The 11,958-nt window shown below is 68.0% G+C and carries 11 protein-coding genes and 2 pseudogenes; 6 read left to right on the forward strand and 7 right to left on the reverse strand.

What is annotated here, in order from left to right:
• The 5 genes and pseudogenes from ACFQ4H_RS14780 to ACFQ4H_RS14800 form a co-directional block, all read right to left on the reverse strand.
• Positions 1 to 461: pseudogene (locus ACFQ4H_RS14780) on the reverse strand (hypothetical protein); the annotation flags it as partial.
• On the reverse strand, positions 458 to 1,258 hold the full coding sequence (locus tag ACFQ4H_RS14785; protein WP_377571262.1) for an ATP-binding cassette domain-containing protein: 801 nt from the start codon (positions 1,256 to 1,258) through the stop codon (positions 458 to 460). The pseudogene ACFQ4H_RS14780 and the gene ACFQ4H_RS14785, both read right to left, overlap by 4 nt.
• A gap of 31 nt (positions 1,259 to 1,289) precedes the next feature.
• The gene (locus tag ACFQ4H_RS14790; RefSeq protein ID WP_377571264.1) at positions 1,290 to 2,093 is read right to left on the reverse strand and encodes a cupin domain-containing protein; all 804 of its coding nucleotides are present in this window, start codon (positions 2,091 to 2,093) and stop codon (positions 1,290 to 1,292) included.
• Positions 2,090 to 2,641, reverse strand: a complete 552-nt coding sequence (locus ACFQ4H_RS14795) for an RNA polymerase sigma factor (RefSeq protein ID WP_377571522.1) — start codon at positions 2,639 to 2,641, stop codon at positions 2,090 to 2,092. The genes ACFQ4H_RS14790 and ACFQ4H_RS14795 overlap by 4 nt, the downstream gene beginning before the upstream one ends.
• Positions 2,642 to 2,798: 157 nt before the next feature.
• Positions 2,799 to 2,936: pseudogene (locus tag ACFQ4H_RS14800) on the reverse strand (oxidoreductase); the annotation flags it as partial.
• 648 nt (positions 2,937 to 3,584) lie between these two features.
• Here ACFQ4H_RS14800 and ACFQ4H_RS14805 point away from each other — a divergent pair.
• From ACFQ4H_RS14805 to ACFQ4H_RS14815, 3 genes are read left to right on the forward strand one after another with little or no spacing between them, the layout of a single operon-like run.
• Positions 3,585 to 4,331 carry an ATP-binding cassette domain-containing protein gene (locus ACFQ4H_RS14805; RefSeq protein ID WP_377571267.1) on the forward strand — a complete coding sequence of 249 codons (747 nt, stop codon included), beginning with the start codon at positions 3,585 to 3,587 and terminating at the stop codon, positions 4,329 to 4,331.
• On the forward strand, positions 4,328 to 5,623 hold the full coding sequence (locus tag ACFQ4H_RS14810; RefSeq protein ID WP_377571269.1) for a hypothetical protein: 1,296 nt from the start codon (positions 4,328 to 4,330) through the stop codon (positions 5,621 to 5,623). The genes ACFQ4H_RS14805 and ACFQ4H_RS14810 overlap by 4 nt, the downstream gene beginning before the upstream one ends.
• Before the next feature lie 28 nt (positions 5,624 to 5,651).
• Positions 5,652 to 6,257: a hypothetical protein gene (locus tag ACFQ4H_RS14815; protein ID WP_377571272.1), complete on the forward strand. Its 606-nt coding sequence runs from the start codon at positions 5,652 to 5,654 to the stop codon at positions 6,255 to 6,257.
• A 77-nt stretch (positions 6,258 to 6,334) separates the two neighbouring features.
• On the opposite strand, the gene ACFQ4H_RS14820 is transcribed toward ACFQ4H_RS14815, so the two are convergent.
• Entirely contained in the window at positions 6,335 to 7,099 is a 765-nt protein-coding gene (locus ACFQ4H_RS14820) for an SDR family oxidoreductase (RefSeq protein ID WP_377571274.1), read from the reverse strand.
• 182 nt (positions 7,100 to 7,281) lie between these two features.
• Between ACFQ4H_RS14820 and mshA the strand changes: the two genes are divergently transcribed.
• The 3 genes from mshA (at position 7,282) to ACFQ4H_RS14835 (ending at position 10,206) form a co-directional block, all read left to right on the forward strand.
• Complete coding sequence (gene mshA, locus ACFQ4H_RS14825; protein WP_449289021.1) at positions 7,282 to 8,658, forward strand: D-inositol-3-phosphate glycosyltransferase; 1,377 nt, start codon at positions 7,282 to 7,284, stop codon at positions 8,656 to 8,658.
• Positions 8,655 to 9,191 carry a type III secretion system chaperone family protein gene (locus ACFQ4H_RS14830; protein WP_377571279.1) on the forward strand — a complete coding sequence of 179 codons (537 nt, stop codon included), beginning with the start codon at positions 8,655 to 8,657 and terminating at the stop codon, positions 9,189 to 9,191. The genes mshA and ACFQ4H_RS14830 overlap by 4 nt, the downstream gene beginning before the upstream one ends.
• Positions 9,192 to 9,297: 106 nt before the next feature.
• Entirely contained in the window at positions 9,298 to 10,206 is a 909-nt protein-coding gene (locus ACFQ4H_RS14835) for a hypothetical protein (protein ID WP_377571282.1), read from the forward strand.
• Positions 10,207 to 10,560: 354 nt separating this feature from the next.
• Here the strand turns inward: ACFQ4H_RS14835 and ACFQ4H_RS14840 are convergent, their stop codons facing one another.
• The gene (locus ACFQ4H_RS14840) at positions 10,561 to 11,883 is read right to left on the reverse strand and encodes an MFS transporter (protein ID WP_377571524.1); all 1,323 of its coding nucleotides are present in this window, start codon (positions 11,881 to 11,883) and stop codon (positions 10,561 to 10,563) included.
• Positions 11,884 to 11,958 lie beyond the last annotated feature (75 nt).

Here is an 11,958-nt window from a genome sequence, read left to right on the forward strand (position 1 = left end):
CCCGCCGGCCACCGGCGCCCGACCGCGAGGCCCAGCCAGGCCGCCGCGACCACGGCGAGAACCCCGACGGCCACCACGGCGAACGCCGCCGCCGGGAGATAGCGGGCGGTACCGGCGATCCAGGGCGCGGTCACCGCCAGGACCGCCAGGTAACCGCCGGCCACCGTGATGCCGAGCGCGCCGAGGAGCGGCAGGACCCGCTGGGGGCGTGGCCGGGGCGTACTTTCGATGAGTTCGGCCAGCCCGGCCCGGCTTTCCCGGCGGCCCTGCCAGGCCCCGGCCGCCAGCGCCAGGGGGAACAACAGCACCAGGTATTCCCGCTCGATCATGACCAGTGCCATCCAGCTGGACGACCAGCGTCCCGGGGTGGCGTAGCACACGATCGCACCGGTGAGCAGCAGGATCAGGGCAGCTCCGAGGGCGGCGGAGCGGCGTAGTTCGATGCGCAGCATGCGGTTCATCGGCCCGCCTCCGCCCGGTGGCGGCGCAGCAGGGCGGAATAGCCCCGCTCGGCCGGGCTGTCCCCGACGTCGCCGGAACCGCCTGCGGCGATCAGCGAGTCGGTGGTGCCCCGGTGCACCAGCCGCCCCTCATTGACCAGGACGACATCGGTGCACGCGGCCACCACGTCCTCGACCAGGTGGGTGGAGACCAGGACACAGCTGTCGACGCCGAGGTCGCGCAGCAGTTCGCGGAAGTCGAGGCGCTGCTCGGGGTCGAGGCCGACGGTGGGCTCGTCGAGCAGCAGCAGTTCCGGATCGTTAACGATCGCCTGGGCGATGCCGGCCCGGCGCAGCATGCCACCGGAGAGTGTCTTCATCCGCGCGTCGGCCTTGGCGGAGAGCCCGACCCGGTCGATCGCCCGCTGCACGGCGGCCGGCACTGCGGACTTCGGCATCTCCTTGAGCCAGGCCATGTATTCCACGAACTCGCGCACGGTGAACCGTGGGTAGAAGCCGAACTGCTGCGGCAGGTAGCCCAGGCCGCGGCGCACCCGCCGCAGGTCGGTGCGGTCGTTGACGGCCGCGCCGAGCAGGGTCAACGTGCCACCGGTCGGCTTGACCACGGTGGCCAGGGCGCGCATCAGGGTGGTCTTGCCGGCACCGTTGGGTCCGAGTAGCGCGTGCACGCCGGTGCCGAGGGACAGGTCGAGGCCGTCGATGGCCAGGTGGGTTCCGGCCTTCACCCGCAGGCTGTCGGCGTGTACGGCCCAGGGATGGGTGATGGCGGCCGTCTCGGCCGCGCTCACTGTACGCATGGGGATACCTTTCGTAGCGGGGGAGGGAAGCTCATCGGTGGCTGGCCAGCCGACGGAAGTCGCCGGCGCGACTCGCCGCGACGCCGAACAGCACCGCAGCGGCCAGCGCCCAGAAGAGGGTGCTGTGGGGCCGCAGCACGAGCGGCAGGTCCTCGGTGACCACGGTGGGCACGACCACGGCCAGCGCCCAGAGTGTGCCGAGGACGACTGCGGCGCGCGATACGCCGATCAGTGCGCCGAGCGCGATGGTGCCGGCGGTGAACGCCAGGCACGGCAGCAACATCAGGGCCAGCGACGTCCCGGTGCCGGCTCCGAACAGGGCGAGCACCGGAACGATCACGGCGAGCACCACCAGGGTGCGCCGCAACAACATGGTCAGGCCAGCCGCAGGAGTGCTGGAGATCAGCTCGCCGGCCGGGTCGAGGCGGCGGCTCCAGGCAGCCGCCACCCCGGGCAGCGGCGCTACCGGGGCGAGCAACAGCACCAGTGACGGCAGGTCTGGCAGCAGTTGGTTCAGCGCGAGCGCGCAGAGCAGCACCGGGACCGTCATGGCAACCCAAGGCAAGAGAGCGGCGACCAGCCAGCGACGCCTCGGCGCCAACCAGCGGCGGGCGTGGCGGGCCGGGGCGGGCCCGGCGGCGATCTCCCGGTCGAGCCCGGCGGCGACCCGGTCGAGCAGGTCGAGAGTGCTGCCGGCCGCGCTGCCGGCCAGCCGGGCCCGACACTCCGCGCAGTCCTCCAGGTGGACCTCGATCGACCAGACGGTGGCCTCGTCGAGACCGTGGCCGCCACCGGCATACTCGGCGATCGCGGCGAGACTCGGGTGTGTGGTCATGACAGCGCCTCCCGCAGGGCGATCCGGGCCCGCCGGGCGCGGGACCTCACCGTGTTCTCCGGCACGTTGAGCAGCACCGCTGTCTCGCGTGAGGTGAGCCCGTCGAGCACCATGGCGCGCAGCACCTGGCGCATCTCGGGCGGCAGTGTCAGCAGCGCCCGCTCAAGGTTCTGGTCGACCCGCCCGGCCATCACCTCGTCCTCGGCGGCCGGAGCAACCGTCTCGGCGAGCGGCACGGCCGGCACCTGCGCCTGCCGGGCCCGCCGCCGGAACGCGTCGACCAGCCGGTTGGCGGCGATCGTCCAGAGCCAGCCGACCGCGCTGCCCGAGGTGGTGGCGCCGGCGAAGCTCCCGGCCGACCGCCAGACGGCCAGGTAGGTTTCCTGCATCACGTCGGCGACCACGTCCTCGTCGGAGCACCGGCGACGTAGCCGCACGGCAAGCCACGGCGACGTACGTCGGTACAACTCGTCGAAGGCCCGCCGGTCACCCGTGGCCGTACGACGCACGAGTTCCGCCTCGTCGACCGCGTCCACGCTTCGTCTCACATCAGGCAAGACGACCTCTCCCGCCCGGCCAGGTGCACGACAGGGAGTGGCCTGCGTCACGGTACGCAGCCGTAGGTCCCCGAGCTGACCCAGCCGCCTCCGAACCTGTCGACACCGTCACCGCCCCGGTCAGCCTGCATGTCAAAGCGCGGGTGTGGGCTGCCTGGGCCAGCGGACGGACCACCAACCGGTCCACGTTGACGTGGTGTGGCAGGGTCGCACACCAGGCCACACAGTCGGCGATGTCCTCGACCAGGAGCGGTTCGGCCACACCTTTGTACCCGGCCGCCGCCCTCGTTATGCGTACGTCTGAAGATTCGTTGCGATCGCGTCTCGCGGGAAAGCGTGTCGCCCAGGTGGCCGTGCTGGGGCTGTTTGCCGCTGGCGCAGTTGGGGTCACGGCCGCTGCGTAGACGGGTCGCGTGCAGCCTTCGGCGTAGCTTTGGTAAAGATTCAACGCCCAGCGTTCATATTTGAACAGAACTCACTACATTTTTGGGTTGTTGTGACGTTGATCTATCGATAACATCGATTGCAAGCAAGACGAGGGATAGCGCCTGAAGCTCCATTCATGGCGTGACTCAGTGTCGATCTGAGGAGAGTTTGCTCCTGCGGCCGCTGGCGGCACGTCCGACGTCGTCTACAACTGCTACACGCAATGGTGGAACACTGCTTGGACGCAGAGGTGTCCTACGCCGGGCGCAAAAGTTCCTGGTAAATACACGTCGGGCGTATCGTGTTCGGCCCAGGGGGGCAAGAGCGTTTTCGCCGTTCGGCTCGCAGGCAGCACGACCGATGCGCCCGGCAACGACTGCGCATTCTCCGCCAGCAACGGTTGGATTGTCTACGACTACAGCTGACAGACACCAGCAATGTGGTGGAAGGAGTGTGGTCTTCGGCTACACTCCTTCCACCGTGTTCCCATGAAATGAGAGCCCTCTATATGAGTGTCGTAGTTGACGCGCTGGCCCAGGGGTATGGAACTTCGACTGTCATCGACAATCTCAGCATAACGCTGCGACCAGGGCTAACGGCGCTGTTGGGTCCCAACGGGGCGGGTAAGACGACGCTGCTCCGTACCCTGGCAACCGTCATGCCGCCACGGAACGGCGTGGTCCGCATCGACGACATCGAGATAGACAGTGAGCGGTCGGCTCGCCGGGTCCGGGACCATATCGGCTATCTGCCGCAGGACTTCGGCTTCGACCCGCAGATGACGGTTGCCGACTTCGTGACCTACGCGGCCTGGATGCGCGGAGTGCCATCCGGCCAGTGGCGGCGATCTGTCGATGAGGCGTTGGAGATGGTCGACCTGACCGATCAGCGGCGGGCGAAGATGCGCAGTCTCTCCGGGGGTATGCGGAGGCGTGCCGGGATCGCCTGGGCGGTCGTGGGTCGTCCTCGGTTGGTGCTGCTGGACGAGCCGACAGTCGGTCTGGATCCACGTCAGCGTCTACAGTTCCGCAAAATTATTTCTGGGCTCGGCGACACGGTCGTGGTGCTCAGTACCCACCTCATTGACGATGTTGGGGCGGTCTGTGACCGGGTGATCGTGCTGCACAGCGGGGAGGCCCGATTCGACGGTACGGTCGCCGAGTTGGAGGCCCTGGGCCATGATGGCCTCCCCGGGCACTCCAGGCTGGAACGGGCATACATGCACCTACTGCCCGAGGGGGAGCAGCAACTGTGAGCGGGCTGTGGCTGCACGTACGCAACTCCCCGATCCGCTGGGCACTTCCGGTGCTCGTCGTCATCGACGTGGCTGTGCTGTTTCTGCGGACCCGGTACTGGATCGGCGTCTGGCCGGAGACCGGTGCTGCTGCGCAGGTGCCCGCCTATCTGCTTGGTGTGGTCGGAGCGGGGGCGGCGGCCTGGGCAGCGGGCGCGCCAGCACGGCATCGGCTTGGGGAACAGTTGAGGGCTGCGCGGGTGCACTCCCTGGTCTCGGAGGCCCATCGGCTCGGCGCCACCCTCGTCGTCTTGTTGATTCCGTATCTGATCGGTCAGGCAGTAGCCTTTGCAGTCACCGCTCGGACGTTCCCTCCGGGCGTGCACCTGTGGTTGGGCTACTTCTTGCTCGGCATTTTTGTGATTCTCTTGGCGGTTGCCCTGGGCTGGGCCTGCGGCCAGTTACTCGGACCCGTGTTTTCGGCTCTCGTGGCGGCGCTTGGGTACCTGTTTCTTGTCGCCTTGCTGGACCGTGTGGGATTCGTGGTGGTCACTGGTCGACCGGATGTGGCAGTCGCTCCGTTGCCGTTGGCGCTGCGGCTTGCGGCGGTCGTGGCATTGTTACTGGTCATAGTTTGGCTGCCCGCTTCCGGTGCCCTACGGCAACCCAAGCAGAGAGGGCTGGTGCTGCTTCCTGCGGTCCTGCCGCTCGTCATGGTCATGGTCACGACCAGCGCGGTGGCCGAACGGAAACCGCCGGGAGACAAAGTGATCTGCATCGAGGGCGCGACTGCTCTGTGTATCTGGCCCGAACATGAGAAATACCTGCCGCAGCTTCGGGATCTCAATGCGCGCATCGACCTGCTGCCTGACATCTTCGTCCGTCCGCCACGCATCAACGAGGTCGGACTCCAGAAGAGCCGGTACATCGGGCCCGACGGGAAGGAGTACGTCGGCTATGAAGTCGGGCCGCCCGTCTTCTACATCCTCGAGGGGAGTCCGTGGTCTTATGCCGGGGCCATAGGCAACGCGATCACCGGCTCGACCTTCGGATTCAAGGACGTGCAGACCTGCAACTGGCAAAGGCTCACACCGCCGGACCAGGGCCGGCTCTGGGCGATTGGTGCCTGGGTGGAGGCATACCTGGTTGGTCAGGGCAGCCCGGATTACCACACCAATGCTCCGGCCGAGATGCAGGAGGCATGGGCGAAGGGACGCGCGGTTGCTGGTGACTCTTCTCGCGTAGAGCAGTTCCGCTGGGTTGAGGGAGAGGTGAGCGACCTACGTGGGCGTTACTGTCAGCCGGGACGCTGAAACTTCTACAGGGGCAATTCCGGTTCGGTTGTTCCGCGCCGTCCGGCCAGCCCGGACTGTCCTGGCCGTCGCGGTCCTCCTGGGTGCACTGGCCGCCTGGTTCGGTCTGGTCGAGGCACCGCTACCCACGGCGGTCGAGCAGGGCAGGGCGACGATCCCCCTGTGGCGCATGCTCGGCATGGGTGCTGGGGTGCTGCCGGTCCTCGCGTTGCATAGTCAGCTTGCCGATTTGGAGTTGGTGGCGACCCGACGGCTACGGTCCATGCAGCGGCGCTATCTCGTCATCCTGAGTGCCGGCTCTGCGGCGATCTATCTGGGCAGCTGTGCGTTCGTGATGCACCCGTCGGTGGTCGGGATCATCGCCCGTTCGTGGCTTGCCTGGTTCGGACTGGCCTTGATTGCAGGGGCGATATTGGGGTGGCGGTTGGCGTGGACCCTGCCGTCGGTGGTGGCCATCGTGCTGTGGTACTGGGGATACAGCGGGGACCAGCGATACCAGTGGTGGGAGTTCAGCGCGCGGCCGCACGACGATCTACCCAGCCTCCTTCTCAGCATCGCACTGCTTGGTGCGGGGCTGATTGCCTACACAGCAACCCCGTGGCGTCGTCGCCGCTGGATGTTCTGGCGACGCTGAAGGTCAACGCCGACCACACCGGTCGGCGTTGACGGTCCATGCCATGTCTTGCTCTGAGCGCGGTGGGTCACCTCCGGTCAGCGGACCCGGTGCACCTTGTGCTGGGCCGCCTGGGCCAGCGGGCGGACCACCAACCGGTCCACGTTGACGTGGTGTGGCCGGGTCGCACACCAGGCCACACAGTCGGCGATGTCCTCGGCCAGGAGCGGCTCGGCGACACCTTCGTACACGGCTGCCGCCCGCTCGGCGTCCCCGCCGAACCGGACCAGTGAGAACTCGTCCGTCTGCACCATCCCCGGATCGATCTCGATGACCCGGACCGGCCGCCCGCACAGCTCCAGCCGCAGCGTGCCGGCCATCGCCGTCTGCGCGTGCTTGGCCGCCGTGTAACCGCCGCCGCCCTCGTAGACGGTGAACCCGGCGGTCGAGCTGATCACCACGATCGTGCCGGCACCGGACTCCTCCAGGGCGGGTAGCAGCGCCTGGGTGACCCGCAGCGTGCCGAGCACGTTCACGTCGTACATCCACTGCCAGTCGTCCACCGACCCGGACTCGACCGGGTCCAGCCCGCGTGCCCCACCGGCGTTGTTGACCAGCAGGGTGACCGGTCCGGGCAGGCTCACCGCCTCGGCTGCCAACGCGGCCACCGACTCGTCCGAGGTGACGTCACAGACGACCGCCGTGGCCGAGCCGCCGGCAGCCCTGATCCCGTCGACCAGTTCGGTCAACCGGTCCGGGCGGCGGGCGGCGGCGAGGACGTGGAACCCCTCGGCGGCCAACCGTCGAGCGGTGGCGGCACCGATTCCACTGGAAGCGCCGGTGACGACTGCGATCTGGATCATCCGACCATTCTTTACCACCCGTACGCGGATACGTACACACGGCGTCGGGATGAGGTCGGTCACCCTCCGAGGGCGGCCGAAAGCATGGTCGTCACTCGATCGGGAAGATGACGTACGGCGCTGAGGTTGATTCAGAACGCCGGTCGTGCGAACGGCATATCACCGTGACAGAAGGAGCGGATGTGTTGGATGGGCACACCGGCGTGGCTCGGCAGCGGGGCACGCAACCCAGGCGCGGGCCTCGACGCATCGCGACCGTCTCGGTACACACCTCGCCGTTGCACCAGCCCGGGACCGGCGATGCCGGTGGCATGAACGTCTATATCGTCGAGGTGGCCCGCCGTCTGGCGGAGGCGAACGTCGAGGTGGAAATCTTCACCCGGGCCACGGCCAGCGATCTGCCGCCGGTGGTGGAGATGGCACCCGGCGTGCACGTACGGCACGTCACCGCAGGTCCGTTCGAAGGGCTGGCGAAGGAGGAACTGCCGGGCCAGCTCTGTGCCTTCACCGCCGGCGTGCTGCGGGCCGAGGCGGCCCGACCGCCCGGCTTCTACGACCTGATCCACTCCCACTACTGGCTCTCCGGTCAGGTCGGCTGGTTGGCGAAGGAACGCTGGGGGGTGCCGCTGGTGCACACCGCACACACCCTCGCCAAGGTCAAGAACGCCCAGCTCGCCGCCGGTGACCGGCCCGAGCCCAAGGCCCGGGTGATCGGCGAGGAGCAGGTGGTGGCCGAGGCCGACCGGCTGGTCGCCAACACCAGGGCCGAGGCCGAGGACCTGATCGCCAGTTACGGGGCTGATCCGGCCGGGGTGACCGTGGTCGAACCGGGTGTCGACCTGGAACGCTTCCAGCCCCCGCCGGTCGGTGGGGAGGTCGCGGCCAAGCTCGCCGCCCGCCGTCGGCTGGGTCTGGCACCACACGGGTACGTCGTCGCCTTCGTCGGCCGGATCCAGCCGCTCAAGGCACCCGACGTGCTGCTGCGGGCGGTTGCCGCGTTGCGTCGCCGCAACCCGCGCCTGGTCGACGAGTTGACCGTGGCGATCGTGGGTGGCCCCAGCGGAACGGGCCTGGACCGGCCCACCTCGCTGATCGAGTTGGCCGCGTCGCTGGGGATCACCGACACCGTACGGTTCCTGCCGCCGCAGACCGGTGACGACCTGGCGGCGGTCTACCGGGCGGCCGACCTGGTGGCGGTGCCGTCGTACAACGAGACCTTCGGGCTGGTCGCGCTGGAGGCGCAGGCCTGCGGTACGCCGGTGGTGGCAGCCTCGGTGGGCGGTCTGGTCACCGCGGTCCGGGACGGGGTCAGCGGGGTGCTCGTCGACGGCCATGCCGCCGACGACTGGGCCGCGGCGCTCGGCACCCTGCTCACCGAGCCGCGCCGCCGGGCCGAGCTGTCCCGGGGAGCGGTCCGGCATGCCAGTGCCTTCTCCTGGTCCCGTACGGCGACCGGTCTGTTGACGGTCTACCGTGAGGCGGTGTCGAAGCACTGGAACAACCTGGTTTCGGGGCTGGCTGCCGATGATCCGACCGCCCAGCCGGCAGGTGCCTGTTGAGCGGCGGAGGCGGTCCGGCCGACCGGCAGAGCGAGGTTGCCCGGCTCATCGAGGCGGCGTGCGCCGACCGGGAACTGGCCTGTGAACCGACCGGCGAGTTCTCGTACGCCGTCACGCTGCCCGGCACACACAAACTCAAGACCATCTGCAACCTGATCGTCGGCCAGCACGCGTTGCGGATCGAGGCGTTCGTGATGCGTCAGCCGGACGAACGACGTGAGAACCTGTGGGCCTGGCTGTTACGTCGCAATTCCCGCATGTACGGCGTGGCGTTCTCGATCGACGCCGCCGGTGACGTCTATCTGACCGGCCGGGTCAGCCTGGCGGGGCTGGACGAGGAGGAACTGGATCGGCTGCTCGGCTCGGTGCTCACCTATGCCGACGAGTCCTTCGACACGATGCTGGAGATCGGTTTCGGTTCGGCCATCCGTCGGGAGTGGCAGTGGCGGGTCTCGCGTGGTGAATCGACCGCCAATCTGGCCGCCTTCGCGCACCTTTTCCAGCCGCAGGATCCGGGTTTGGGCGAGGCCTGACGGGTAACCGACGGTAGCGGCGCGGGAGTGGGCCGGGCGCAGTTTGTGACCTGCCGCGACCCGCCGCCTTGCCGAGGACAGACTGTCAAGGGAGCGTGAGCATCTCATGGCCGCTCAGCGCAACAGTTCGGGTCGCGGCGGGACTGCGACCGCGACGAAGAACCGGTCGGGGACGACGACGAAGTCCCAGCGGACCGCGACGAGGAGCCGGCTGGGCAACCGTACGCCGAACACGCCGGAGATCTCGGAGAGCAGCATCGGACAACTCAAGGTCGACGAGATCCGTGGTCAGCTCAAGAAACACGGCGTCACCGGCATTTCCGCTCTTCGCAAGGGCGACCTGGTCAAGACGCTCGTCAAGACCTTGCGGGCAGAGCGGAGACGATCGGCGACCGGCAAGACGACGACCGGCCCGGCCCGGAAGAGCACTGCGCCCGCTGGCAAGAAGACGGCGGCGGCGGGCAAGAAGACCGTTTCTGCGGGTCGGAAGACGGCGGCGGCGGGCCGGAAGAGTGTCGCAGCGGCCGGCAGGCCGAAGAGCACCGTTTCGGCGGCGAAGCCGAAGAGTTCCGTTTCGGCCGGTAGGTCCGCTGCGACGAGCAAGCAGACCATGTCCAAGCCGGCCGCGTCGGCCCGCGCAGGTGGTATCCGTCAGGGCACGACGATGTCCCGGTCGCTGAAGTACGCCCAGGAGATTACTTCGCCGGCCGACCAGCCGGAACGTCCGGGGCGGAGCCTGGTCACCACGAACCACGAAGTCATCCAGCGGTGGGCGCGGGCGCGTAACGCCAAACCGGCGACGATCCAGGGCACCGAGCATGACGGTCGGCCGGGCGTTCTGACGTTCAATTTCCCCGGGTGGCGGGAAGGCGGCAGGATCCAGCAGATCAGCTGGGATGACTGGTTCAAGACGTTCGATACCCGCCGAGTCAATTTCATCTATCAGGAACAGAAGTCCGACGGTCGGCAGAGCAACTTCTTCCGTACCGAGTCCCCAGATCGTCAGGATGCCTGACCATCCGTCGGGAATGCCCGAAAGCTCGTCACGGTTGTACCAGACGTCGTGAACGTGCTGGTCACAGCTGGTGTGATCGGCGGAACAGGCTCATAAGTTGTGCCAGGAATACGCCTGGATCTAACGTTATTGCACGCGCCGCGCTCGAAAATGTTCGGGGGAACAGCAGGTTAATTGGATCTGCACATCGAGAGTGGTGCGCAGGGGGACGGGTGGTAGCTGTCGGGGGACGGTAGCCACCTGTGGACCGGCGGTGCGGCGGGTGACGCTTACGGGGGTGAGCGTCACCCGCCGCCGTCGGTTTCACCCCCATTCAGCGAACAAACCCATTCCGTTCACCGGACGGCGGCAACCTCACCGGTTCGACGCATTGGACACCGTTCCCGTGGTATCGGCCACAGTTTCGAGAACGGCTGCCTTTCCGGAGAGGTCGGTCGTCACGGGCGACGGATCGCCTTCGGTGACGCGGCGGATCGCCGCGACCTTCCGTTCCCGGGCCGGGCCGGCCAACAGGTGGCCGCCGGTGGCCAGCAGGCCGACTCCACCCGTGATGACCCAGTGCCAGTCACCCAGGTACTGGAGGCTCACCCCGCCGAGTGCCGGCGCGACGAACGCCGCCATCGGGAAGACCAGGTAGAACACCGACTGGTAGCGGGCCCGTAGGGCAGGTGGTGCCAGTTCGGCATTGATCTCCGCGTTCGGTGGGGCGGCCAGCATCGAGCCGATCGTCCAGATGACCGCAGCCGTGAGGTAGAAGGGCAACACGTCGGCGAACGCCAACGCGCCGAAGCCGACCGCCATCACGCCCGTCGACACCGCCAGTACCCGGTGTTTCAGGTAACCGTCGATCAGCCGGGGTACGAAGAGTTGGCCGACCACGATCAGTGCGCCACCGAGGGCCACCACCACCCCGTACGCCGACGGGCTGAGACCGTCCTCCCGCATCGCCAGCGGCATGATGGTCGACGTCTGGGCACTCAGCAGCGCCAGTACGAAGGTGAGCCCGACGAAGACCAGGAACGTCCCGTCGGTCAGTGCGGTGTGCAGGCCCGGTCGACGTTTCGTCGACGGTGTCGCCGTACGCGGGATGTCGTTGCGGACCAGGGTCTCCCGTACCTTCCACGCGATGATCAGCGCGGTGGTCAGCGTGGCCGCGGCGTCCACCAGGAACAGTGCGGTGAAACTCGCCTGGGAGACCAGCCCGGCCAGCAGCGACGCCGCCGCCATCCCCAGGTTGTGTGCCCAGAATTGCAGGTTGAACGCCCGGGACCGCCGCTCGACCGGGACCACGTCGACGATCGCGGCCACGAAGGCCGGTCCGGGCATGGAGTGGGCGACGCCGACCAGCGTGGCGAAGACCGCGATGGCGACGAGACTGCCGGTGAAGGCGAGCGCGACCATGAGCGCCGCAGCGGCCAGGTGCGACCAGAACAGGGTGGCCCGTCGCCCCCACCGGTCGGCCAGCACCCCACCGAGCAGGACACCGGCCACCCCGCCCACGCCGTACGTACCAACCACCACGCCGGCCAGTGCCTTGTCCGCGCCGCGTACCTCGGTGAGGTAGAGCGACAGGTAGAGCATTGCGAATGCGCCGGCCCGGTTGATCAACAACCCGGACCAGAGATACCAGAAGGTAGCGGGAAGGCCACCTGCGGTGTCGTGCAGCCAGGCTCGCATGCCGCGCACGCAACCTCCAGAAAAGTTTGTATCCAGTTGAATGGCGGTGTCGACCGTAGGAACGAGTCGACCGAT

Source organism: Micromonospora sonneratiae (genome assembly GCF_042679305.1).
Lineage (GTDB): Bacteria > Actinomycetota > Actinomycetes > Mycobacteriales > Micromonosporaceae > Micromonospora_H > Micromonospora_H sonneratiae.